We start from the raw sequence: 24,351 nt of genomic DNA, 5'->3' as shown, positions 1-24,351 counted from the left end.
GACAGCATGACCGAACAGAAAAGTCCGGAGCCGGTGCAGGCGCCCGGCGCGAGCGGGCCGCAATTGCCCGAGCTGCCCGAGGATGCGATCATCATCGTGCCGGTGCGCAACTTCGTGATGTTCCCGGACGTGGTGATGCCGATGGCGATCGGGCGGCCGGCGTCCATCAATGCGGCGCAGGCGGCCGTGCGCCAGAGCCTGCCGGTGGGCATCCTCGCTCAGCGCGATGCCGGCGTCGACAATCCCGCGCCCAACGACATGCACCGCATGGGCACCATCGCCAATGTGCTGCGCTACGTCACGGCGCAGGACGACACGCATCATCTCATCCTGCAGGGCGAGACGCGCTTTCGCGTGGTCGAGTTCCTGGAGGGCTGGCCTTTCCTCGTGGCGCGGGTCGCGCGCGTGGCCGAACCGGAAAGCGACGCCCCGGAGATCGAGGCGCGGATCATCAACCTGCGGCGGCAGGCGCTGGAGACGGTGGAGCTTCTGCCGCAGGCGCCGCAAGGCCTGGGCGACGCGATCCGCAACATCGGCTCGGCGTCCACGCTGGCGGACACGGTCGCGGCCTATCTGGACATGGGCGCGGACGAGAAGCAGGAGATACTGGAAACCGTCGCGCTCGACGTGCGGCTGGACAAGGTGTCGCGCGCGCTCGCCCAGCGCCTGCAGGTGCTGCGCCTCTCCGCGGAGATCGGCCGGGACGTGCAGGAAACGCTCGGCTCCCGGCAGCGCGAGGCGCTGCTGCGCGAGCAGATGGCCGCGATCCAGCGCCAGCTTGGCGAGGATGACGGCAAGGCCGCCGAGGTGGCGGAAATCAGCGAGAAGATCGAGAAGGCCGGCATGCCGGCGGACGTGGAGGCGCAGGCACGCAAGGAACTGCGCCGGCTGGAGAGCACGCCCGACGGCGCCGCCGAGCATGGCATCATCCGCACCTATCTCGACTGGCTGACCGAGCTTCCCTGGCAATTGCCCGAGGAAAAGCCGATCGACATCGCGGAAGCCCGGGCGGTGCTGGACGCGGACCATTACGGGCTGGAGAAGATCAAGCGGCGGATCGTCGAGTATCTCGCGGTGCGCAAGCTGGCGCCGGAAGGCAAGGCGCCGATCCTGTGCTTCGTGGGCCCGCCCGGCGTGGGCAAGACCTCGCTCGGCCAGTCGATCGCGCGGGCGATGGGCCGTCCGTTCGTGCGCGTGAGCCTGGGCGGCGTCCATGACGAAGCGGAGATCCGGGGCCACCGGCGCACCTATATCGGCGCGCTGCCGGGCAACATCATCCAGGCGATCCGCAAGGCCGGCACGCGCGACTGCGTGATGATGCTCGACGAGATCGACAAGCTGGGACAGGGCATGCACGGCGACCCCTCCGCCGCCATGCTCGAAGTGCTCGATCCCGAGCAGAACGGCACGTTCCGCGACAATTATCTGGCGCTGCCGTTCGATCTCTCGCGGGTCGTCTTCATCGCCACCGCCAACATGCTGGACTCCATCCCCGGTCCGCTGCGCGACCGCATGGAGATCATCAGCCTGGCCGGCTATACCGAGGAAGAGAAGCTCGCCATCGCGCGCCGCTACCTCGTGCGGCGGCAGCTCGAGGCGAACGGCGTGACGGCCGAACAAGTCACCGTCAGCGACGCGGTGCTGGAAGCGATCATCCGCTTCTACACCCGCGAGGCCGGCGTGCGGAACCTCGAGCGCGAGATCGGCAAGACCATCCGCCATGCCGCCGTGCGCATCGCCGAGGGAACGGCCAGTCATGTCGACATCACGCCCGACGATCTGCAGGAGATCCTCGGCGGGCGCATCTTCGAGAACGAAGTCGCGCAGCGGACCAGCGTGCCCGGCGTGGCGACAGGCATGGCCTGGACGCCGGTGGGCGGGGACATCCTCTTCATCGAGGCGACGATGATGCCGGGCAATGGCCGGCTCATCCTCACCGGGCAGCTGGGCGACGTGATGAAGGAAAGCGCGCAGGCCGCGCTCAGCCTCGTCAAGAGCCGCGCCGATGCGCTGGGCATCACGCGCGAGACGTTCGAGAAGAACGACGTCCACGTCCATGTGCCTGCGGGCGCGACGCCCAAGGACGGGCCGAGCGCGGGCGTGGCGATGTTCCTGGCGCTCACTTCGCTGTTCACCGGGCGCACGGTGCGGAGCGACACCTCGATGACCGGCGAAATCTCGCTGCGCGGGCTGGTGCTGCCGGTGGGCGGCATCAAGGAGAAAGTCGTGGCGGCGGCGGGCGCGGGCATCACGCGCGTGATGCTGCCGGCCCGCAACCGGCGGGACTTCGACGACATACCGATCAGCGCCCGCGACAAGCTGGAGTTCATCTGGCTGGAGACGGTCGAGGATGCGCTGGCGGCGGGGCTGGAACCGGTCTCGACGCAGGAGGACGGGGCGCCGTCCTGACGTGACGGCGGGGCAGGGGGCGGGCGTCCGTCCTCTACCTGACCGGCCTTCCTGACCGGCCCTGACCGGCGCGCGCGATATTCCTGTTGCCCATCCGCGATCGAGCGATGAGGATGGCGCAAAGAGGAGATTTCGCCATGCGCCGTCGCACGTTCCTGGCCGCCCTGCCGGCCGCCGCCACCATGCCCGCCCTTGCCGCTGCCCGTCCGCAGGGAGCGGGCGCGTCCGGCGGCGAGGCCGCCGCGCCGCAAGCGCCCGCATGGCCGGCCGGCGAGGATCGCTATATGCGGCCGGACGTCCATGCCGGTGATCGGCCCATCGGCGCATCCTTCGCGTCGCGCACGGCGGTCTACGGGCTGAACGGCGCGGCAGGCACGTCGCACCCGCTCGCGACGCAGGTGGGCATCGACATTCTGCGGCGCGGCGGATCGGCCGTGGACGCGGCCATCGCCATCAATGCCTGCCTCGGCCTGCTGGAGCCCACGGCCTGCGGCATCGGCGGCGATGTCTATGCGATGATATGGGACCCGGCGCAGCGCAAGGTGGTGGGGCTCGCGGGATCGGGCCGGTCGCCGCGCGGCCTCTCGCTGGAGACGGTGCGCAGCCGCGCGAAGAATGGCGTGCTTCCCTCCCACGGCGCGATCAGCGTGTCCGTCCCCGGCGCGGTCGACGGCTGGTGGACCATGCACCAGCGCTACGGCAAGCTGCCCTGGGCGAGCCTGTTCGAGCCCGCCATCGCACTGGCCGAAGCCGGGGCGCCGGTGCCCGACATGATCGCCTTCTACATCCGGCGCGGCATGGCGCTGTTCGCCCGCAGCGACAACGGCATCGAGGAAACCGCCAATGCGCTGCGCACCTGGGGCATGGCCGACGGCAAGGGGCCGCGCGCAGGGCAGGTGTTCCGCAATCCCGATCTCGCCCGCACTTATCGGGCGATCGCGGCCGGGGGGCGCGACGCTTATTATCAGGGCGAGATCGCCGATGTGATCGACCGCTATTTCCGGCGCATCGGCGGCTGGCTGCGCAAGGCGGATCTGGCGGCGCATCGCTCCGAATGGATCGAGCCGGCCCGCACGGACTATCGCGGCGCCACCGTCCACGCGATCGGCGCGAACACGCAGGGCATCGCCACGCTGCAGATGCTCAACATCCTAGAGCATTTCGACATGGACGCGGCCGGCTTCCAGTCGCCCCTGTCGATCCACCTCCAGATCGAGGCCAAGCGCCTCGCTTATGAGGACCGGGCGCGCTATTATGCCGATCCGCAATTCGCGCAGGTGCCGGTCGAGTGGCTGGCCTCCAAGGACTATGCCGCGCAGCGCGCCAAGCTCATCCGCCCGGACCGCATCCTGACGCCGGTCCATCCCGGGCAGGCGCCGAGCCGGGGCGACACCACCTATTTCAGCTGCGCCGATGCCTCGGGGCTGATGGTGTCGATGATCCAGTCGAACTTCCGGGGGATGGGATCAGGGCTGGTGGCGGACGGCCTCGGCTTCATGTTCCAGGATCGCGGACAGCTCTTCAGCCTGCAGGATGGCCACCCGAACATCTACGCGCCCGGCAAGCGGCCCTTCCAGACGATCATCCCCGGTTTCGCCACGCGCGGGGACGATCCCTGGATGAGCTTCGGCGTGATGGGCGGCGACATGCAGCCGCAGGGGCAGGCGCAGGTGATCGTCAATCGCGTCGACTATGGGCTGGAGATCCAGTCCGCCGGCGATGCGCCGCGCTGGCACCATGAGGGCTCGTCCGAGACCATGGGCGAGGATGATCCCACGCTGGGGCCCAAAGGCCTGCTGCGGCTGGAAAGCGGCGTCCCCCAAGCGACGAAGCAGGCGCTGGCCGGCATGGGCTGGACGCTCGGCGAGTCCGATGGCGGCTTCGGGCGCTATCAATGCGTGGAGCACCGCATGGACGGCGACACCCGCGTCTACGCCGCCGCCAGCGAGATGCGGGCGGACGGCTGCGCACTGGCTTATTGAGGGGGGTGGGGCTCCGGTCTCAATCCCGGGAACGGTGCAGTGACGTGATTTGGACGAGGGGGAGTTTATGCGGAGGATATGGATTGCGTTGGCCTGCGCCGGCGTTGCTGCTCAGCCGGCACATGGAGAGCTGCAACAAGGGCAGATTACCTTCCGTTGCAATGCCGCTCCGGGCCATTTTTCGATGATGGAGGTGGTGCAAGCGCCTGACCAGCAGGAGCTGTCCGGCTTTCTGCAGGCGGAGACGATGTATGGCAATGCCAAGTGGGCGCCCAGTGCCCAGGTCCGCATCGCTGACATCGATAGCGGAAGCTGGGTAGGTGTCAGGTTGCTGACCACTGTGCAGAAAAAGCGCGTCATAACGAAGGACGCTTCAATGCGTCTCTCCTTCGCCAGCAAGGATCAGGACAGGCCGAGCTCCGATCATATAGTGGGACCGGTCGAGTTGGGAAAAAGGCTAGCATTCAAGATCGTCGTTCGGGATGAGGACATAGTGCTTGAAATCGCAGGCATTCAGCATTCCATGAAATTGAAGCTTGGCGCGCGTCGCAAAATTGAGCTTATTTGTTCCACCGGGAACTTCAGCTTCATTGATGTCTTGGCGCAGTAGGGGAATCGGGCGTCCGGCAGCCGGGACCGGACGTCATAGCTGGCGAGACCGATCGTTGGTGATGGTGCGCTTTGGATTTCGTGGCACTGGAAGAAGGCAATTCGCGCGGTAAATGGTTTTCCACCGGCCGCCGTCCAGACGCTGAAGGGCGCGTCCACCGAGCGCGATAGGGACGATCCGCGCTTGGCCAGCAACCCATGCATCGAGCACATCTTCGAAAAATGAAGCGCTTTCTTCAAAGGGAAAGAAAGACCAGAAATGTTCAACGCCGAAGTTAAGTTCGTCGCAGTTCTGAAGTCCCAGAGTGATGGGCAGGGATAGCCCATTTTGTATCGGAAACCGCCAAAGAACCTCAATCGGAACATCGGTTTCTACGCTGTAGGTGAGCCGATGCCTTTCAGCAAAGCGAGTGAAAAGGGCGGTCGCTTCCTCGCTGCAATCGGTCATGGCGCACATTATCTCTCATTGTGCAGGCTTCGGCAATCGAGGTGGATGCCGACCGAGCGCATTCACAATGGGCGAGCGATGCACACCGCCCCCACATAAAAAAACGGGCCGGTTGCCCGGCCCGCTTCTGTCTTCTGGTCGGCGAGTGTTTCGCCGCTGTCCCTTAGAGCTTTTCGGTGAGCTCCGGGACGGCCTTGAAGAGGTCCGCGACCAGGCCGATGTCGGCGATCTGGAAGATCGGGGCGTCCTCGTCCTTGTTGATGGCGATGATGGTCTTGCTGTCCTTCATGCCCGCGAGATGCTGGATCGCGCCGGAGATGCCGACGGCGATGTAGACCTCCGGCGCCACGATCTTGCCGGTCTGGCCGACCTGATAGTCGTTGGGGACATAGCCCGCGTCCACGGCGGCGCGGCTGGCGCCGACGGCGGCGCCGAGCTTGTCGGCCAGCGGCTCGATGATCGCGTGGTAATTATCCCCGCTGCCAAGGCCGCGACCGCCCGAGACGATGATCTTCGCGCCGGTCAGCTCGGGCCGCTCGGACGTGGCCAGTTCCTCGGAGACGAAGCTCGAAAGGCCGCTTTCGCCCGCGCCCGCGACGGCTTCCACCGTGCCGGCGCCGCCCTCGGCCGCTGCCTTCTCGAACGCGGTGCCGCGCACGGTGATGACCAGCTTCTTGTCGCTCGTCTGCACTTTCGCGATGGCATTGCCCGCATAGATGGGCCGCGTGAACGTGTCCGGCCCATCGACCGCGATGATGTCGCTGATCTGCATCACGTCGAGCAGGGCAGCCACGCGCGGGGCGATGTTCTTGCCGGCCGTCGTGGCGCTGGCGAGGAAAGCGTCATGATCGGCCATCAGCGTCGCGACCAGCGGGGCCACATTCTCGGGCAGCTGGTGCGCATAGGCCGCGTCATCGGCGAGATGGACCTTTGCCACGCCCGCGATCTTCGCAGCCGCGTCCGCCACGGCGGCGCAGCCCGCGCCGGCGACCAGCAGATGGACCTCGCCCAGCTTGGCCGCAGCGCTCACGGTGTGGAGCGTCGCGTCCTTCAGGCTTGCATTGTCATGCTCGACAAGAACCAGCGTCTTCATGCCGCAACTCCCAGAGCCTTCAGTTTCTCGACCAGTTCGTCCACGCTGGACACCTTGATCCCCGCCTGCCGGCTGGGTGGCTCGCTGACGTTGAGCGTGGTGATGCGCGGCGTCATGTCCACGCCATAATCAGCCGGCGTCTTCTGCGCGAGCGGCTTGGACTTGGCCTTCATGATGTTGGGCAGCGAGGCATAGCGCGGCTCGTTGAGGCGCAGGTCCGTCGTCACGATGGCGGGGAGCTTGAGCGCCACCGTCTCCAGGCCGCCGTCCACTTCGCGCGTCACATTGGCGGTATCGCCGGAAACCTCGACCTTGCTGGCGAAAGTGCCCTGCGCCCAGCCGAGCAGCGCGGCGAGCATCTGGCCGGTCTGGTTGCTGTCATCGTCGATGGCCTGCTTACCCAGGATGACGAGCGAGGGCTGTTCCTCATCGGCCACTGCCTTGAGCAGCTTGGCGACCGCGAGCGGCTCGGCCACGCCGTCATGCGTGATGAGGATCGCGCGATCCGCACCCATGGCCAGCGCGGTGCGCAGCGTATCCTGCGCCTTGGGCTCGCCGATGGAGACGGCGACGACTTCCGTCGCCACGCCCTTCTCCTTCAGGCGGATGGCTTCCTCCACCGCGATCTCGTCGAATGGGTTCATGCTCTGCTTGACATTGGCGAGGTCCACGCCGCTGCCGTCCGCCTTCACCCGTGGCTTGAGATTGTAATCGAGCACCCGTTTCACCGGGACAAGAATCTTCATGGAAGCTCTCCGCAAGACATTGCCTGATCGCTATTCTCTATAGCATTTTGCGCGATTGCACAGGCCTCGCGGCCTGTCTTCACGCGCTGTCTATAGAGCGCAGCGCGCCGGAAATCAGCGAAATTTTGCTTTGCGCCGCCGTTGTTCCGGCTTGAGCGGATGCGAAGCGGGCGCCCCCTCTCGCGGGAGCGCCCGTTCCGTAGCGGCAGCGCGAAAGCGCTCAGCCCAGCTTTTTCACTTCGGCCACGATCTTGCGAGCGGCATCGCCCAGATCGTCCGCCGGCACGATGGCGAGGCCGGAGTTGGCGAGGATTTCCTTGCCCTGCGCCACGTTCGTGCCTTCGAGGCGCACGACCAGCGGCACGGAGAGGTTCACTTCCTTGGCCGCCGCGACGATGCCATCGGCAATGATGTCGCAGCGCATGATGCCGCCGAAGATGTTGACGAGAATGCCCTTCACGGCGGGATCGGACAGGATGATCTTGAACGCCGCCGTCACCTTCTCCTTGGAGGCGCCGCCGCCTACGTCGAGGAAGTTGGCGGGGAACATGCCGTTGAGCTTGATGATGTCCATCGTCGCCATGGCGAGGCCGGCGCCGTTGACCATGCAGCCGATGTCGCCATCCAGCTTAATATAGGCGAGGTCGTACTTGCTCGCCTCCAGCTCCATCGGGTCTTCTTCGGTCTCGTCGCGCAGTTCCATCAGGTCTGGGTGACGGAACAGGGCATTGCCGTCGAAACCGACCTTGGCGTCGAGCACCTGGATCTTGCCGCCGGCAATGGCGAGCGGATTGATCTCGATCTGGCTGGCATCGGTGCCGAGGAATGCCTTGTAGAGCGCGCCCGCGACCTTGGCGGCCTGCTTGGCGAGATCGCCCGAAAGCTCCAGCGCGGCAGCCACGCGGCGGCCATGATGGGGCATGAAGCCGGTCGCCGGATCGATGGTGATGGTGTGGATCTTCTCGGGCGTGGAATGCGCCACTTCCTCGATGTCCATGCCGCCCTCGGTCGAGGCGACCATGGCGATGCGGCCGCTGGCGCGGTCGACGAGCAGGGCGAGGTAGAATTCCTTGTCGATGTCCACGCCGTCCGTGATGTAGAGGCGGTTGACCTGCTTGCCGGCCTCGCCGGTCTGGATCGTCACCAGCGTGTTGCCGAGCATGTCCCTGGCATGGGCCTCGACTTCCTCGAGAGTCTTGGCGAGGCGCACGCCGCCCTTGGCATCGGGGCCGAGCTCCTTGAACTTGCCCTTGCCGCGGCCGCCCGCGTGGATCTGCGCCTTCACGACATAAAGCGGCCCGGGCAGCTTCTTCGCGGCCTCGACGGCTTCCTCCACGGTGAGCGCGGCGAAACCGGCGGGCACGGGGGCGCCGAACTTGGCGAGCAGTTCCTTGGCCTGATATTCATGAATGTTCATGGACGCATTTTCCTGAGCGAGAGGGATTGGGAGCGCCATAGCGCCCTGCGCCGGAAAGTGCGTTGCAAAGTTGCGAAATGATCCGGCGGGGCGGGCGCTGCTCAGCCGAGCGAGCAGCCCAGCGCCGCCGACGCGGTGACGCGAATGATCTCCGGATCCTGCATCGCGCGCAGGTGGCGCATCAGCTCGTTATAGCTGGTGCGACGCGGATCGAGATCGCCCGTCTTGCCGAGCGAGCGCAGCTTCATGAGCTGGCTGGTGCTGAGCTTCTCCACCATCGGCCTTGCCATGCAGCGCGCCATGGGCTCGCTGAGCCCGGCATTGACGAGGCCCTGCCGCAGCTGCGCCTCCGGCGTGGCGCAGGCGGAAAGGGCGAGGAGCGCGCAAAGCGGCGCCAGCGCGACAGCGGCACGGCGCGAGCGGGCGGCAATGGGGGAGGCGGGAATGGGCATGGGCTGGATATAGAGCGCTGCGCGGCGCGCGCAAAGGGGCAGGGCGCTCCGGCGGCAGTCCGGCCGGGGAGAAGCCGATTGACGCGCGCGCCGTGCCGACGCATCGCAGGTATCACCCCGCGGGCCGCATGGTCGCCCGCCGACGGAGCTGCATGTCCATGGATCGTTTCTTCTCCGATATCGCCAGCCGCATGGCGACACTCGCCGGTCAGCCGAAAACCTTCTTCCTGGCGCTGGGCACGATCATCGTGTGGGGGATCAGCGGCCCGATCTTCCAATGGTCCGATACCTGGCAGCTGGTCATCAACACGGGCACGACGATCGTCACCTTCCTGATGGTGTTCCTCATCCAGAATGCCCAGAACCGCGATGCGAGTGCGATGCAGGTGAAGCTCGACGAGCTCATCCGCGCGGTCAAGACGGCGCGGAACGACTATATCGGCATCGAGCATCTGACCGACATCGAGATCTGCCGCATCCGGGAAGCGCTGGAAAAGGACCAGGGCGTCGAGGGGGCATTGCGCAAGCAGCAGAGCGAGGCGCTGATTCGCCTCGTCGAACGCCGCTGACCGGGCCGCCGCCGCCCATGTCATTGGGCGGCGGGCGAGCTCTGCCCTAGCGACCCCGGTTGAAGCCCGGGGCTGCGGTTCAGCTTTCCTGCGGCATCGCCTTGGGATCGACCGGCCAGGGATGCGCCGCGGCGGGGCTGGAGACGTCGTCCATTGCCGGCGTTTTGGTGGCCTTGCTTTTGGGCGCGGGCGGGGGCGCGCGGCGGCCGGACGGGGCGCTCCTGGCCGCATCACTCCAGCGCTGATCGATCCGGGATCGCGCCCGCTCGGCGCCCTCGCGCAGGCGCTGCTTGGGTCCTTCGAGCTTGCCTTCCCGGTTCGCCCGGATGAGCCGGCTGCCGATGAACGCAGCGACGGCGCCGGTCAGAAAAGTTCTCAGCATGATTCTCTCCTTTCGTGGGGGCGAATGCGCCCCGCTCTCCAGCAGCCAACGTGCGGCGGCAGGGCCGGTTCCTGCCGGGCGGGCAGGGCCGGCCCGTGTCGCGCGCGGGAGGCTCAGCGGCAGCGCACCTGGCCGCGATCCACCTCGCGCCCGATGACCGCGCCACCCGCCGCGCCAAGGATGGTGCCCAGCGTCTTGTTGCCGTCCGGCGCGATGACGTTGCCGAGCACGCCACCGGCGAGACCGCCGATGATGGTGCCGCGCGTGCCGTCCGGCTTCTGGCAGTAATAATTGCCGTCGCGATCCCGATAGACCCGGTCGTTCCGGCCCATCACATGCTCGCCGCCGCGATGGCCGTCGCCGCGATAACCGTAACGCGGCCGGTCATTGCCATAGTCGCTGCAGGCGCCGAGCGGCAGCGCGAGGACAAGAGCGACGGGCGCGAGGAAAAGGGCGCGGGCGTGGGGAATAGTCATGAGTCTGGCCTTTCATTGCAGAGCGGAGGACGGGCACAGAGCGTCCGCCTCTCCACCGGGGAGAATGGACGGGCGTGGCAGGCGGTTCCGCGGGGGAGGCTAACCGGCTTGCGCGTGGGAGCCGTGATCCTCGTGCGGCGCAATGCGCGGCGCTGTCAGGGACGTGGCGTTGCCGCACCGGTCAGATCTGCCACCCCGGCGCGCGCAGCGCTCCGTTCGCCATTCCCCTGACGGGGCGGGCGATTATTCCGCTGCCACCTTCGCGCTGCCCTTTGCCAGCAGCGGCGCGAGATAGTGGCCGGTGTAGCTGCGCTTCTCCTTCACCACCTGCTCGGGCGTGCCGGTCGCGACGATCTCGCCGCCCTTGACGCCGCCTTCGGGGCCGAGGTCGATGATATAGTCCGCCGTCTTGATGACATCGAGATTATGCTCGATGACGACGACGCTGTTGCCCTGCTCGACGAGCGCATGGAGCACTTCGAGCAGCTTGCGGACATCCTCGAAATGGAGGCCGGTGGTGGGCTCGTCGAGGATATAGAGCGTGTTGCCGGTGGCGCGGCGGCTCAGCTCCTTGGCGAGCTTGACCCGCTGGGCCTCGCCGCCGGAGAGCGTCGTCGCCTGCTGGCCGACCTTCACATAGCCAAGACCCACTTCGGCGAGCATGGCCATGCGGTCGCGAATGGGTGGCACGGCCTTGAAGAACTCGACCGCGTCTTCCACCGTCATGTCCAGCACGTCGGCGATGCTGTGGCCCTTGAACTTCACTTCCAGCGTCTCGCGATTGTAGCGCTTGCCGTGGCATTCCTCGCACGTGACATAGACGTCCGGCAGGAAGTGCATCTCGATCTTGATGACGCCGTCGCCCTGACAGACCTCGCAGCGGCCGCCCTTCACGTTGAAGGAGAAACGCCCCGGCTTGTAGCCGCGCGCCTGCGCCTCGGGCAGGCCCGCGAACCAGTCGCGGATGTTGGTGAAGGCGCCGGTATAGGTCGCCGGGTTGGAGCGCGGGGTGCGGCCGATGGGCGACTGATCGATGTCGATCACCTTGTCGAGATGTTCCAGCCCCTCGATCCTGTCATGCGCGCCGGCAATGACGCGGGCGCCATTGAGCGCGCGGGCGCTGGTGGCATAAAGCGTGTCGATGGTGAAGCTCGACTTGCCCGAGCCGGAGACGCCGGTGATGCAAGTGAAAGTGCCGAGCGGGATGCTCGCGGTCACGCTCTTGAGATTGTTCGCGCGCGCGCCCTTGACGGTGAGCTTCTTGCCGCTGCCCTTGCGGCGCCGCGCCGGCACCGCGATCTCGCGCGCCCCGGTGAGATAATCGGCCGTGAGCGAGCCTTCCGTCGCCAGCACGTCCGCGAGGCTGCCCTGCGCCACGATGGTGCCGCCATGCACGCCCGCGCCCGGCCCCATGTCCACGACATGATCGGCGGCGCGGATCGCATCCTCGTCATGCTCCACGACGATGACGGTGTTGCCGAGATCGCGAAGCCGCTTGAGGGTCACGAGCAGCATGTCATTGTCGCGCTGGTGCAGGCCGATGCTGGGCTCGTCCAGCACGTAAAGTACGCCCGAGAGGCCCGAGCCGATCTGGCTGGCGAGCCGGATGCGCTGGCTTTCGCCACCGGAGAGCGTGCCGCTGGTGCGATCCAGATTGAGATAATCTAGGCCGACATTGTTGAGGAAGCCGAGCCGCTCGTCGATCTCCTTGAGGATGGCGCGGGCAATCTGGTTCTGCTGCTCGCCAAGCTGCGCGGGAAGCGCGGCGAACCAGGCGAGCGCGTCCACGACCGACATGCGGGTGGGCGTGGCGATATCCGTGCCGGCGACCTTGACCGCCAGCGCCTCGGGCTTGAGGCGCGCGCCGCCGCAGGTCTCGCAGGGCTGGGCGGTCTGGAACTTGCCCAGTTCCTCGCGCATCCAGGCGCTTTCCGTCTGCAGCATGCGGCGATTGAGATTGCCGATCACGCCTTCGAAGGGCTTGCGCACATCATAGGACTTGCGGCCATCCTGGAAGGTGAGCGTGACCGGCTTGCCGCCGGTGCCATGCAGGATGATGAGGCGGACCTCGCCGGGCAGCTCGTTCCACGGCGTCTCGAGGCTGAAGCCGAACTCCTTGGCGAGCGAGGCCAGCACCTGCATGTAATATGGCGAGGGCGGGTTGGACTTGGCCCAGGGAACGATGGCGCCCTTCTTGAGGCTCAGCGCCTCATTGGGGACGACGAGCTGCTCGTCGAACTCCAGCTTCTCGCCGAGGCCGTCGCAGGCCGGGCAGGCGCCTTGGGGGGCGTTGAACGAGAACAGGCGCGGCTCGATCTCGGGAATGGTGAAGCCGCTGACCGGACAGGCGAATTTTTCCGAGAAGATGATGCGGTTGGCGGGGATGCCGGCGTTCTTCATGCCTTTGTTAGCCCTCCCTCCTTCAGGGGGGAGGGGGGAGGATTCGGCGCTGAAGCTCTGGGGCATCTCGCGCAATTCGGACGCGTTGCCCCTCTCCCCGGCCCTCTCCCCTGAAGGGGCGAGGGAGTCGAGCGTCCCATCGGCCAGATCGACATAAGCGAGGCCATCCGCCAGCTTGAGCGCGGTCTCGAAGCTCTCGGCGAGGCGCTGGGCGATGTCCGGCTTCACCGCGATGCGGTCCACCACCACTTCGATGTCATGCTTGTACTTCTTGTCGAGCGCGGGCGCTTCCTCGATGGGGTAGAACTCCCCATCGATCCGCACGCGCGTGAAGCCGGCTTTCTGCCATTCCGCCAGCTCCTTGCGATATTCGCCCTTGCGGCCGCGCACGACCGGGGCGAGCAGGTAGAGCCGCGTGCCTTCCGGCAGCGCGAGCACGCGGTCGACCATCTGGCTGACCGTCTGCGCGCTGATCGGCAGGCCGGTCGCGGGCGAGTAAGGGATGCCGACGCGCGCCCAGAGCAGGCGCATATAATCGTAGATCTCGGTGACGGTGGCGACCGTGGAGCGCGGGTTGCGGCTCGTCGTCTTCTGCTCGATGCTGATGGCCGGCGAGAGACCGTCGATATGCTCGACATCCGGCTTCTGCATCATCTCCAGGAACTGGCGCGCATAAGCCGAGAGGGACTCGACATAGCGCCGCTGGCCCTCGGCATAGATGGTGTCGAAGGCAAGGCTCGACTTGCCCGAACCCGACAGGCCCGTGATGACGATGAGGGCATCGCGCGGCAGATCGACGTCCACGCCCTTGAGATTGTGCTCGCGCGCGCCGCGCACGGAAATTGTCGTGAGACTCATGTCCGCTGTTCTATCTTCGTTCTTCCGGGGAATCCAGAGGGCAAGATAGGAAGTGCAGGGGGGCAATAACAAGGGCAGGTGGCGACGGGTCGTCGCATGGTCTCGCGAGAAGGGGAGGCGCGCCGTCTTGATCCTGGTCATGGCAGGTCAAGGTGGCGGGCTCTATTTCAGGGGCAGCCTCCACCTGCGGCGTTCGCCGGAAGGCGCGCGGGCGGGACGGCAGCGAACATGGACAGCAAGGAGACAGACATGCGACATGGCAGCTTGATGCGGGGCGCTTTTCTCACGGCAGCCCTGTTGAGCATGGCAAGCGGCGCGCTGGCGCAGGACCCGCCGGAAATCCAGGAGGAACGCCGCGCGCTCAATGCCGAGCAGGCGAAGCTGGCCGCCGATCTGGTCGCGGACTATCAGGCGCGCAAGGCGGCTGTGGCCGAGGAGCAGGCGGCGCGGGACGTCGCCTACAAGCGGGCGCTGCGCGAGCATGACGCGCAGGTCGCCGCCATCAAGGCCAAGGCCGCCGAGGACCAGGCGCGCTGGGAAGCGGCGGTCGCGGCCTGCAAGGCGGGCGACTACAGCCAGTGCGGGCCGCGCCAGCCCTGATCGTCCGGGCCATCGCCGCGCATGAGGGGCGGGCGCCGTAACGGGTGCCCGGTCCTTGTTAGGGATGGCCGGCTTCCGGCTGGGACAAGCGCGTTTCCAGAGTGGAACTTGACAACTAGCGCAATTCACGACAGATACCTATCGTGATAGGAGAGTTGTCATGGCTGTTACCGCTACACCCATAACCCCCCGCTTCGGCGCAGAGATTTCCGGCGTGGACATCAGCAAGCCGCTGGACCCGCAGACGGTACAGCAGCTCATTGCCCTGCAGGACCAATGGGGCGTCACTGTCTATCGGGCTACCGGGCTCGACGATGACGGGCAGATCGCCTTCGCGCGCAACTTCGGCCATCTCGAAAGCCTGCCGCCCCGCGAGGGCAGGCCGCGCCTCTATCTCTTCAATGCCGGCAATCTCAACGCGCAGGGCGAGATCAACTGGGACCCGGCTGCCACGACCTATCGCAAGGGCGACCAGATCTGGCACACCGATTCGTCCTTCATGGACCTGCGCACATCCTATTCGATGCTGCGCGCGGTCGAGGTGCCCTCGACCGGCGGGCCGACCTGGTTTGCCGACGCGCGCTCGGCCTATGACGACCTGCCCCAGGATGTGAAGGACCGCATCGAGACGCTCGAATGCGAGCACAGCCTCTGGTGGTCGCGCAAGCAGGGTGGCGCCGACATCACGCGCGAGCAGATCGAGGAGCGCCACCGGCCGGTGCACAAGCTCGTCTCCCCGCACAAGGGCTCGGGCCGCAAGATGATCTACGCCGGGGCGCATTGCTATCGCGTGGTCGGCTGGAGCTGGGAAGAGAGCCGCGAACTGATCGATTATCTCAACGACTTCGTGACCCAGGACAAATATGTCATCAGCGTCGACTATGCGCCGGGCGACATGGTGATCTGGGACAATCTCGCCGTGTTCCACAAGGGCGGCCAGTTCGACTGGAACGAGCGGCGCGACATGCGCCGCGCCACCGTGCGCGAGGCGCCCGCCCCTGAGGGCGAGGACGATCCTTTCGGCGAACTGTTCAGGAGCGCGCCCCGGATCGAGCCGGCAAAGGCGATCTGAAGGCGGCCCATTCCCGGGTTGGACCGGGACTTTGCCGGATCGATGAGTCGTGGCGTAGCTGCGATGCGACGAACCGAGGCGGCGGGGCTTGAACCTGCGCAGCGAGCGGCTAGACTTCCCGCACCCGGCCTGTGACCGGGGCGCGGGTTCGATGACGAACTGGCGATAAGGCGCTGTTTTTCTTTCGCGATGCGGCATTCGTGGAGCGAAGGGCCCGACGCGTCGTTTTCTCCCGGAATTTATCCTTTTTCTGCCACTCAAGGCGAGAATTTGTGCCGCTCCGGTGCGATGTTTCGCATTTTTCTGTTGCGGCGCACAAGGGAATCTGATCCCTTATGCTGCATGAATATTGCGTAACGGATGCTTAAGCTCCCAGTAACCCGCATGGGCTCATCATCACGTTACGACACGATTGATGGAGGCAGCTATGGGTCAGCACGCTAAGCCGACGGACGGAGCCATCGCCCTGGCGGAATTGCGCGAATTCGCGTCCTTCCCCGCCGCGACCCAGCGCTATATCCGCCGCTCGCTCGACGTGGCCCTGCATCGCGGCGAACCCATGCAGACCTGGGGGCGCGACGTGGTGGAGGAAGCCAGCATTCGCGCACAGACCCGCCTCTATGACCGTCTCCAGGAAATCAAGGCGCGGGTGCCGGACGACAGCGGCCTCGATCAGGTCGAGCCGTTCATGGCGCCGCTGGTCACCGTCTCGGCCTTCGATCTCGGGCAGAACCGGCTCAACAGCTTCTCCGCTTATCGCTTCCTCTACGAGCGGCTGATCGGCGCGCATTCGCGGCCCTGGCTGCCGGGGGCCTTCTGCGCCGCCGCCAGTCTGCCGCATCTCCACCCCGAGCGCCGCCGCGCGCTGCTCCAGTCGATCAGCGAAGCCGCCGCGACCGCCGCCGGCTGGTCCACGCGCGAGCCGACCTTCTATCCCGAATGGGTCGAAAAGGTGGACATCAGCAAGGCGCCTAACTGAGACGCGGAGGCAGCTGACGCCGGGCTGGAATTCCGCTCAGCGGTAATGTGCAGGGAAGGCCGGAAGGCCTTCGCCCGCCTTCCTGTTCGGGTCGTCCCTTTGCCGCGCCGGGCATGACTGCCTTGCGATCCGATCGGGCATCCGGCATTCCTGCGGCGAAACCGAAGAGCGGCCCTTGCGTTGCGAGGGGACGAAGGAGAGGCTCTGATGGAACTGCATCGCGGGCGACTGATCGATCATATTCAACTGGTGGTTGCCGACCTGGCAGCGAGCCGGCGCTTCTACGAGGCGATCTTCAAGGTGCTGAACATTCCCGTGCAGAGCAATTCGCCGCATGACTTCTGGGCGGATGAACTGTTCGTCTCCGGGCCCGACAGTCCGGAGGCTGCCGGTGTCCTGACCGGCCGCCATCATCTCGCTTTCCAGGCCGCCGATCGCGCGATGGTGGACGCCTTCTACGCGGCGGGTCTCGAAGCGGGCGGGCGGGACAATGGTGCACCCGGGGTGCGGGCCAGATATCATCCCGATTATTATGGCGCTTTCCTGCTCGATCCCGACGGCAACAATATCGAAGCGGTGTATCACGGCGAAGCGGAGCGTAGCGCGCCATCCGTCAAGCTGACGTTCGAGATGTAGCCCCCTTAGGGCTAATCGATATTCATTTCTTCCGTTGAACAGGCACCCTTCCTGCCAATGTTTTCTAGGCGGCGGGAATAAATTCGAGCGGCGGATCCTAGCAGGTCGTCTGTCAAACCCGCCGGCCTAGATGCCAAAGTCGCACAAAGTTACACTATCAGCGAAGACATTGCCGCTGCGGGGCTCGCTAGCATGTTACTGTATTCGCGGAGAGAGAGCCAAGACGTCAGCGCTCCAACACTTCATGATTCAATCCTATCCAATAGGACAGCTCCGATTTCGCTATCGCGCAGGGACAAGCTGCGCTGTAGCCCTAAAGAAGAAGGCGACTTCCGACCTATGCTTGCTTTATAACGGACAGATATGCCTTCGTCGAAGCACATGGACTTCCTTGATTTTGTCAACACCGTCCAAGCTATTCAACAACGTGAATCGTTCTTACCTTTGATGCTCGATCCCAAAACGTCGCCAGGTCGTTTCATACCGATTAAAATAGATGTCGATTTGCTCAGCCGTAAGATATTTCCGGAATGTACCGCCTTCGCCGCGCCAATAGAATGCACCGTCCGGCTTGGTCACGGCTCTGGCGAACTCAACGGCTTTGACGATCTCTGCATCTGGTCGGTCAATTTCGGCGGACTGTAGCAATTGTTTGATAACTTCCTCGGTGTCGGAAACAAGTCGACCATAATTGACGATGAGAATGCGCTGCGGATCCGACCAATGCCGTTCCGCCCAGCTCTGCAAATTTTCGGATAACTTTCCTGAAAATGCCTCGAACGGCTGAAGGCCATCTTCTCTTAAAAAAAGATCGAAGTAATGTCCTAGCTCGCCATCGTGCGCGATTTGCTTAACGGACTTTGGAATTCCCTCAATGAAGTATTCTCGAAAGCGAGAATTATCTGCCTGAAGGTAAATATAATTTAGTCCTGACAAAAAGACGTCGAGCGGGTGACGGTAAATATAGCATGCTCCGCGGGTTTTTACCGAGGGGCTTTCGAGAGGGGCCGGCGCGTGTGTCTTTCCCCAAACGACGCCTGTCGATTCCGAAATCCGTTCCGCCTTTGCGATAAATTCGATAGGGTTTCCTGGGTCATATTCGGGAAGACGATCATCCAGCAGGTTTGAGCGAGCATCGAAAAACAAGCGATGTAAAACAATGCGGAGAAACGTGTTGCCCGATCGGGGGTAGGAAGCGATCCAGTAAACTTGCATCGAAGGACTCTGCTGCTTGGGTTGTAAAGGCAGGACAGCGAAGCATATAACTGGCAGTCCAGGTTGCCATGTGCCGATCCGAGCGGTGTTATGCAAGCGACTTGGCAGCATTTGCGGGCGTTACCCCTCCTATCGCGCTACCTGGGCGTTTATGGTTGCAATCGTCGCACCAGTTTCTCGGCGCCAGCCGATCGTGGGCCAGCGATGAGATCAGCGTCCCATTCAGGCGGTCGTCGCATAAGCGAAGCTATTAACGAACATGTTCTGCTGGAGATGGGTTAGATATTTGGTCCCAGCATGTGATGGTGTAAATTTCTCATCGTCACCGCGGAGGGAGCTATGGACCAGGTTCTCCACGGCAGGGCGCTCACTCCGCTGCCAGAAGCTCCTCGGCGGCCTGCAGATCGACGGAGACGAGCCGGCTCACGCCGTGCTCGACCATGGTGACGCCGAACAGGCGGTGCATGCGGCTCATCGTCACCGCATTGTGCGTGACGATGAGATAACGGGTCGCGGTGTCGCGCACCATCTGGTCGAGCAGGCCGCAGAAGCGCTCGATATTGGCATCGTCGAGCGGCGCATCGACTTCGTCCAGTACGCAGATCGGCGCGGGATTGGTGAGGAACAGCCCGAAGATCAGCGCCACGGCGGTGAGCGCCTGCTCGCCGCCGGACAGGAGCGTCAGCGTGGTGAGGCGCTTGCCGGGCGGCTGGGCCATGATCTCCAGCCCCGCCTCCAGCGGATCGTCGCTCTCGATGAGTTCGAGATGCGCGCTGCCGCCTTCGAACAGGGTCGTGAACAGGCGCTGGAAATGGCCATTGACCGCTTCGAACGCGGCGAGCAGGCGCTGGCGGCCCTCGCGGTTCAGATGGCCGATGGAGCCGCGCAGCTGATTGATCGCGGTGGTCAGTTCCTCGCTCTCGGCGCGGCTTTTCGACTGCGTTTCCTCCAGTTCGGCCAGCTCGGCGGCCGCCACGAGATTGACCGGGCCAAGGCGCGCGCGATCGAGCACCAGCCTGTCATGCCGGGCCTGCTCGTCGGCGGCATGGCCCACTTCCTCGCTGGCGAAGCCGAGCTTGCCGGGCAGCACCGGCGGCGGGCAGGCGAAGCGCTCCCCGCAGGCCTGGCCGATATCCTTGCGGCGCGCGACGGCATGTTCGGCGCGGGCCAGCGCCCCGGCGCGAGCCTCGCGCGCGGCCGACAGCGCCTCGTTGGCGGCAGCGAGGCGTTTTTCCGCCGCGCTGAGCGCATCCTGCGCGGCGGCCTCCGCGAGGCGGGCCTCTTCCGCGCGCTCGGCGCCTTCGCGCGCGCTCACGGCCAGCGCGTCGAGTTCGGCGGACAGGGCTTCGGGCCGGCCGCGTATCGCCGCAAGATCATTGCCCAGCGTCTCGGCGCGCGCCTTCATGTCGGCGATGCGCCGCGCCGCGTCACCCGCCCGCGCGCGCCAGCCGGAGACTTCGGCGCGGATCGCCTTGTGACGCTCCTCGTCCGTGCCGATCGCCCGCTCGACCATGGTCTGCTCGGCCTGCACTTGCCCGATTGCGGCGCGACACCGTTCGGCAGCGGTCTTGAACAGCGCGACCTCGGCAGCGGTTTCCTCGCCCTGCGGCAAGGCATCCAGCGCCGCGCGGGCGCCGGTCATGTCCTGCTCCGCCGCGGCGTGATCGGCAGCGGCCTCGGCCGCGCGCCGGTCCAGATCGGCGCGGCGGCCCGCCACGCGCTCCAGCATGGTCGCGACCTCGGCCAGCGTGCGCTCGGCACCGCGCGCGGCATCCTCGGCGGCCGATGCGGCGGCGCGAGCGGCGCGCTCCTGCGCATTGGCCTGGCGCAGCGCCTCTTCCGCCGCAGCCAGCGCCTGACCGGCCGCGTCCACCGCGGCCACGATGCCGGGCCGTTCCCGCGCGATCGCTTCCAGCCGATTGATGCGAATGAGGCGTTCGGCAGCGGCCGCGCCGCCTTCCTGCGCGACGAAGCCGTCCCAGCGGCGCAGGCGCCCGTCCAGCGTGACGAGGCGCTGGCCGACATGGAGCGGCTGGCCGCCATCCTCGGGCGCGACGGCGATCTGCGCCAGCCGCCGGGCCAGCGCGTCGGGCGCGCGCACATGCGCGGCGAGGGGCTCGCAATCGGCCGGCAGCGGCGGATCGTCCGTGGTGATCGCGGCGCCGGACCAGCGGGCGCGGCCATTCTCCCCGAGGGCGGCCTGGAGATCGTCGCCGAGCGCGGCGGCCAGCGCGCGCTCATAGCCGGGATCGACGCCGATGCTGTCGATCGCGCGATCGCCCTTGCCCGCGCCTTCAAGGCCCTTCTCCAGGGCCCGCGCCTCGCTGTCGAGCGCGGCCGCCGTGGCCTTCGCCGCCGCCAGCACGCGCTGCTGAGTGGCGACGGCCTCGGTCTGCGTCTCGCGCGCGAGGGCGGCGGCCGCCATGAGCTGCTCGGCATTGGCACGGTCGGCGAGGGCCTGCGTGCGGGCCTGCTCGGCCGCGCCCTGCCGCTCGGCAAGGGGGGCCGGATCGGGCAGCTGGGCGAGCGCGGTGGCGATGCGCTCGACCTCGCCTTGCGCGCGTGCCAGCTTCTGGCGGGCGGTGGCGAGCCCGGCCTCCGCGACGCGGCGCTCGGCTTGCTCGCCGGCGAGCCGCGCCATTGCCTGCGCGAGCGAAACCTCGCTGTCCCGGCTGGCGCGCTCGGCCTCGGCGAGGCGCGCGGCGAAAGCGGGGAGGGAGGCGCGCGCTTCCTTCAGGCGCTGGGCAAGCGTCGTCTCTTCCGCCTGCAGCCGCTCGATCGCCCCGGCGGCATCGATGGCAAGCGCGCCTTCGCGCTCCTGATCCTGCGCCATGCGGGCAAGCTGCCCTTCGAGATCGGCGATGCGGCGGACGAACTCGTCCCGCTCCGAGGACAGGCGTTCGAGCCGGAAGCGGGCTTCCGCCGCGGCCTCGCGCGCGCTGTTGGCGGTGGCGCGGGCCTGCGCGAGCGCATCGATGGCTTGCTGGGCCTCGCCGGCGATAGCGGCCTGGGCCTCCTGCGCGGTGCGCACCAGCGCCTCGGCGGTCTCCGCGTCCCGGGCAGCCTGATCGGCGGCCTGCGCCGCTTCCCGATAGCGCGCGAAGAGAGCGCGACCCTCGGCCAGCTGGATCTTCTCGCTGAGTTCCGTGTAGCGCTCCGCCGCGCGGGCCTGACGGCGCAGGCTGGCGGCGCGCACGTCCATCTCGGCGAGGATGTCGTCGAGCCGGGCAAGATTGGCAGCACTGGCGCGCAGCTTCTGCTCGGCATCCTTGCGGCGGACATGCAGGCCCGCGATGCCGGCCGCTTCCTCCAGCATCGCGCGGCGCTCGGCGGGCCGGGCGGCGATGACGGCGGCGATCTTGCCCTGGCTGACCAGCGCCGGGCTGTGCGGACCGGTGGCAGCATCGGCGAAGATGAGCGAGACGTCCTTCGCGCGCACGTCGCGGCCATTGGCGCGATAGGCGCTGCCGGCGCCCCGCTCGATGCGGCGCACGACTTCCAGCTCGCCTTCCGGCCCGAGATCGATGGACGGCAGCACGGTGCCGGGGGGCTGAACGGCGAGCAGGCTCACCTCGGCGAAATCGCGCGCCGGACGTGTGGCCGTGCCCGCGAAGATCACGTCATCCATGCCGCCGCCGCGCATGGACTTGGGGCTGGATTCGCCCATCACCCAGCGAATGGCCTCAAGCAGATTGGACTTGCCGCAGCCATTGGGGCCGACGATGCCGGTCAGCCCGATCTCGATCCGCAGTTCGGTGGGCTCGACGAAGCTCTTGAAGCCGGTCAGCTTAAGACGGCGCAGCTCCATCGCCCGGCCGGGGCCGCCGGCCGTTTCCGGCGCCGGGTCGATCGCGCCGCCCTGTGCGCCGGCCGCGTCCAATCAGGCGCCCGCGCCCTTGAGCTGCTCCTCGAGCGCCTGCCAGGTCGCGGCATTCTCCAGCCGCTTCTCGTTCAGGATGAGCGTGGGCGTGCCGGTGATCTGATATTTTTCCGAATCCCGCTGGACGCCGGATGCAAGCGCCTCGGCGGTCTTGACGTCGGCCAGGCACTGGCGGGCCTTCTCCTCGGGGATGCCCCGCTGCTTCGCGAACTCGATCAGGCCGCCCAGCTCGGCGACCTTGATGAAGCGCTGCTCGGGCGGCGAGGTGAGGGCGGCCTGATAGGCACCCTCGCCCTGCGACTGGAGCTGGCGAATCATGCCTTCCTGATAGCCGAAGAACTGGACATTGAGCGGGAAGAAGGCTTCCGGCCCGCTGCAGCGCGCGAGCAGCGCCACCGCGATATCCAGCGGATCGCGCACGAAGTTGCGATATTCGAAGCTCACCTTGCCGCTGTTCACATAGTCGCGCTCCAGCGGCTCGTGCGATTGCTCGGTGAAGTCGGCGCAGTGCGGGCAGGTGTAGGAGCCGAATTCGATGAGCTTGATCGGCGCATCGGGATTGCCCATGCGGAAGCCGCCCTCGGGCGTCGCGACGACCTGCTGCGCCCAGCTCGACCCCGCCGGTGCGGCCTTGGCGGCGACATTGCCGCCGGGCGCGCTTGCGTTCGCACCGCTATCCTGCTGGCCGCAGCCGGCAAGTGCGATCAGGGCCAGAGCGGCGGGGAGAGCGACAAGGCGTTTCATGATGGGCCTCATAATGAAGGTAGAGACGGGAAATGCGGCGGGTCTAGCTCAGTTGCCGGAGCGGGGCAATGCCGGCAGCAGGGGCCGCAGCCCGGCCCAGTCATGCACGTCCGCCAGCGGCCGACCATTGAGGATGAAGAAGGGCGTGCCGGAAAATTCCTTGGAATCCCATGCGCTTGCGGTGAGGCCGAGCACCTGGCTGAGCGCCTGCTTGTCCGCAAGGCACTGGCGCTGCGCGGCGGGCGCAAGGCCGCGCGGAGCGAGGCGGGCGATCAGGCCAGTCTTGTCCGCGATGTCGGTGATCTGCTCGACCCGGTCCTCGGTGGGCGCGGCGTCCTTCTGGGCATCCGCATAGGCCTGCGCCCGCTTCATCCAGTCCTCGAAGCCGGCGAAAAGCGTTTCGTGATTGCCCGCGAACCGCGCGGCCCCGCCGCAGCGCGCCAGCATGGCGGCGGCAAGGTCAAAGGGATCGCGCACATAATTGCGGAATTCGAGGCTGAGCAGGCCGCGCCGGATCCACTGCGCCTTGAGCTGCGGCGCGCCTTCCGCCTGGAAATGCGCGCAGTGCGAGCAGGTGTAGCTCAGATACTCGACGAGCCGGTTGGGCGCCTTGGGATTGCCCAGGATGAAGGCGCCATTGGAGCCGATGGTGACGGTGCTGGTCCAGTCCGTGGCGGCCGCCCGCTGCTGGGCCGGCGCGACGGCCGGCGCCGCGAGCATGAAGGGCAGGACAAGACAGGAGAGGAAACGGCGCAGCATCTCGTCAAAACCTCCCGAAGCAGGCTGGTGGGAAACAGGCGGCGGCCCCGCGCATCAAACTAGCTGATTCGCGGCGGCCGGGGCGCGTTGGCAAGGCCGCGCGCCATGGATTCGAGGACGGACCGCAGTTCCGGATCGCTCACTTCGCGCAGGCCCTCGCCCAGCTCCTGCGGGATGGGGCGCAGCATGGCGGGCGGCGGGCGGCGCACGGGCTCGCTCGGCACGACCTGGCCCTGGCGCATCGCCACGCGGGAGACGGCGTCATAGCCGAAGAAGCGGTTCACCCGCTCGATGATCTCCGGCACGACATGCTGCACCATCGGCGCATGGCCGCTGGCGACGACGAGCTGCAAGGTGCCGCCGGAGCGCCGGCCGGTCGGGAAGCGAATCGATTCGGGGCTGGTCAGTTCCGCATAACGCTGCCCGACGATCTCCGCCCAGCGCGTGACGATGCTCGACTGGATGAAGCCGAACTTGCGGAACGCCGCCCGGCCGATGTCCGGCATCAGATCCGCGATGGCGCGCGGCGCGCCGACACGCGGACGCTCGGCCGCTGCGGCGATGTTGCCGGCCTTTGCCTTGCGTGCACGCGGCGTCTTCTTCTCGGGGGTTTCCGTCATCCCCG

21 protein-coding genes are annotated in these 24,351 nt (G+C 66.5%); 8 read left to right on the top strand and 13 right to left on the bottom strand.

What is annotated here, in order from left to right:
• Positions 1-6 precede the first annotated feature (6 nt).
• The 3 genes from lon (at position 7) to HNP60_RS15580 (ending at position 5,001) form a co-directional block, all read left to right on the top strand.
• Entirely contained in the window at positions 7-2,409 is a 2,403-nt protein-coding gene (lon, locus tag HNP60_RS15590; RefSeq protein ID WP_260394949.1) for an endopeptidase La, read from the top strand.
• A gap of 137 nt (positions 2,410-2,546) precedes the next feature.
• Positions 2,547-4,391: a gamma-glutamyltransferase family protein gene (locus HNP60_RS15585; RefSeq protein WP_184155560.1), complete on the top strand. Its 1,845-nt coding sequence runs from the start codon at positions 2,547-2,549 to the stop codon at positions 4,389-4,391.
• An 88-nt stretch (positions 4,392-4,479) separates the two neighbouring features.
• Positions 4,480-5,001: a hypothetical protein gene (locus HNP60_RS15580; protein ID WP_184155557.1), complete on the top strand. Its 522-nt coding sequence runs from the start codon at positions 4,480-4,482 to the stop codon at positions 4,999-5,001.
• 33 nt (positions 5,002-5,034) lie between these two features.
• Here the strand turns inward: HNP60_RS15580 and HNP60_RS15575 are convergent, their stop codons facing one another.
• The 5 genes from HNP60_RS15575 to HNP60_RS15555 form a co-directional block, all read right to left on the bottom strand.
• On the bottom strand, positions 5,035-5,457 hold the full coding sequence (locus tag HNP60_RS15575) for a hypothetical protein (RefSeq protein WP_184155554.1): 423 nt from the start codon (positions 5,455-5,457) through the stop codon (positions 5,035-5,037).
• 154 nt (positions 5,458-5,611) lie between these two features.
• Positions 5,612-6,541, bottom strand: a complete 930-nt coding sequence (locus HNP60_RS15570; RefSeq protein ID WP_184155551.1) for an electron transfer flavoprotein subunit alpha/FixB family protein — start codon at positions 6,539-6,541, stop codon at positions 5,612-5,614.
• Positions 6,538-7,287 carry an electron transfer flavoprotein subunit beta/FixA family protein gene (locus HNP60_RS15565; protein WP_184052983.1) on the bottom strand — a complete coding sequence of 250 codons (750 nt, stop codon included), beginning with the start codon at positions 7,285-7,287 and terminating at the stop codon, positions 6,538-6,540. The genes HNP60_RS15570 and HNP60_RS15565 overlap by 4 nt, the downstream gene beginning before the upstream one ends.
• A 220-nt stretch (positions 7,288-7,507) precedes the next feature.
• Positions 7,508-8,704 (bottom strand): ADP-forming succinate--CoA ligase subunit beta, encoded by a 1,197-nt coding sequence (gene sucC / locus HNP60_RS15560; RefSeq protein WP_184155548.1) that lies wholly within the window; start codon positions 8,702-8,704, stop codon positions 7,508-7,510.
• A gap of 101 nt (positions 8,705-8,805) precedes the next feature.
• Positions 8,806-9,156 carry a hypothetical protein gene (locus HNP60_RS15555; protein WP_260394948.1) on the bottom strand — a complete coding sequence of 117 codons (351 nt, stop codon included), beginning with the start codon at positions 9,154-9,156 and terminating at the stop codon, positions 8,806-8,808.
• A 158-nt stretch (positions 9,157-9,314) separates the two neighbouring features.
• Between HNP60_RS15555 and HNP60_RS15550 the strand changes: the two genes are divergently transcribed.
• The gene (locus HNP60_RS15550; protein WP_184155546.1) at positions 9,315-9,725 is read left to right on the top strand and encodes a low affinity iron permease family protein; all 411 of its coding nucleotides are present in this window, start codon (positions 9,315-9,317) and stop codon (positions 9,723-9,725) included.
• Positions 9,726-9,804: 79 nt separating this feature from the next.
• On the opposite strand, the gene HNP60_RS15545 is transcribed toward HNP60_RS15550, so the two are convergent.
• The 3 genes from HNP60_RS15545 to uvrA form a co-directional block, all read right to left on the bottom strand.
• On the bottom strand, positions 9,805-10,107 hold the full coding sequence (locus HNP60_RS15545; protein WP_184155543.1) for a hypothetical protein: 303 nt from the start codon (positions 10,105-10,107) through the stop codon (positions 9,805-9,807).
• Positions 10,108-10,220: 113 nt separating this feature from the next.
• Entirely contained in the window at positions 10,221-10,583 is a 363-nt protein-coding gene (locus tag HNP60_RS15540) for a glycine zipper 2TM domain-containing protein (protein WP_184155540.1), read from the bottom strand.
• Between the two features lie 243 nt (positions 10,584-10,826).
• Positions 10,827-13,841 (bottom strand): excinuclease ABC subunit UvrA, encoded by a 3,015-nt coding sequence (gene uvrA / locus HNP60_RS15535; RefSeq protein ID WP_184155537.1) that lies wholly within the window; start codon positions 13,839-13,841, stop codon positions 10,827-10,829.
• A 249-nt stretch (positions 13,842-14,090) separates the two neighbouring features.
• Here uvrA and HNP60_RS15530 point away from each other — a divergent pair, with 249 nt between their 5' ends.
• The 4 genes from HNP60_RS15530 to HNP60_RS15515 all read left to right on the top strand — a co-directional run bounded on the left by HNP60_RS15530 (position 14,091) and on the right by HNP60_RS15515 (position 17,128).
• Positions 14,091-14,441, top strand: a complete 351-nt coding sequence (locus HNP60_RS15530; RefSeq protein WP_041392122.1) for a hypothetical protein — start codon at positions 14,091-14,093, stop codon at positions 14,439-14,441.
• A 160-nt stretch (positions 14,442-14,601) separates the two neighbouring features.
• Positions 14,602-15,513, top strand: a complete 912-nt coding sequence (locus tag HNP60_RS15525) for a TauD/TfdA dioxygenase family protein (protein WP_184155534.1) — start codon at positions 14,602-14,604, stop codon at positions 15,511-15,513.
• Positions 15,514-15,940: 427 nt separating this feature from the next.
• Positions 15,941-16,492 carry a hypothetical protein gene (locus tag HNP60_RS15520; protein WP_014077506.1) on the top strand — a complete coding sequence of 184 codons (552 nt, stop codon included), beginning with the start codon at positions 15,941-15,943 and terminating at the stop codon, positions 16,490-16,492.
• Between the two features lie 207 nt (positions 16,493-16,699).
• A complete protein-coding gene (locus HNP60_RS15515) occupies positions 16,700-17,128 on the top strand; it encodes a VOC family protein (protein WP_184155531.1) in 429 nt (142 codons plus the stop codon).
• A 438-nt stretch (positions 17,129-17,566) separates the two neighbouring features.
• Here HNP60_RS15515 and HNP60_RS15510 read toward each other — a convergent pair whose 3' ends face one another.
• The 5 genes from HNP60_RS15510 to HNP60_RS15490 form a co-directional block, all read right to left on the bottom strand.
• Positions 17,567-18,343 carry a sulfotransferase domain-containing protein gene (locus tag HNP60_RS15510; protein ID WP_184053001.1) on the bottom strand — a complete coding sequence of 259 codons (777 nt, stop codon included), beginning with the start codon at positions 18,341-18,343 and terminating at the stop codon, positions 17,567-17,569.
• A 367-nt stretch (positions 18,344-18,710) separates the two neighbouring features.
• A complete protein-coding gene (gene smc, locus HNP60_RS15505; protein WP_184157121.1) occupies positions 18,711-22,151 on the bottom strand; it encodes a chromosome segregation protein SMC in 3,441 nt (1,146 codons plus the stop codon).
• Between the two features lie 72 nt (positions 22,152-22,223).
• Complete coding sequence (locus HNP60_RS15500) at positions 22,224-22,967, bottom strand: DsbA family protein (RefSeq protein WP_260394946.1); 744 nt, start codon at positions 22,965-22,967, stop codon at positions 22,224-22,226.
• 48 nt (positions 22,968-23,015) lie between these two features.
• A complete protein-coding gene (locus HNP60_RS15495; RefSeq protein WP_184155524.1) occupies positions 23,016-23,726 on the bottom strand; it encodes a thioredoxin domain-containing protein in 711 nt (236 codons plus the stop codon).
• 59 nt (positions 23,727-23,785) lie between these two features.
• Positions 23,786-24,346: a DUF721 domain-containing protein gene (locus HNP60_RS15490; RefSeq protein WP_184155521.1), complete on the bottom strand. Its 561-nt coding sequence runs from the start codon at positions 24,344-24,346 to the stop codon at positions 23,786-23,788.
• Positions 24,347-24,351: the final 5 nt, after the last annotated feature.

Origin of the sequence: Sphingobium lignivorans (assembly GCF_014203955.1) — a bacterium.
GTDB lineage: Bacteria > Pseudomonadota > Alphaproteobacteria > Sphingomonadales > Sphingomonadaceae > Sphingobium > Sphingobium lignivorans.
This window is presented reverse-complemented; position numbering and strand designations above follow the sequence as displayed.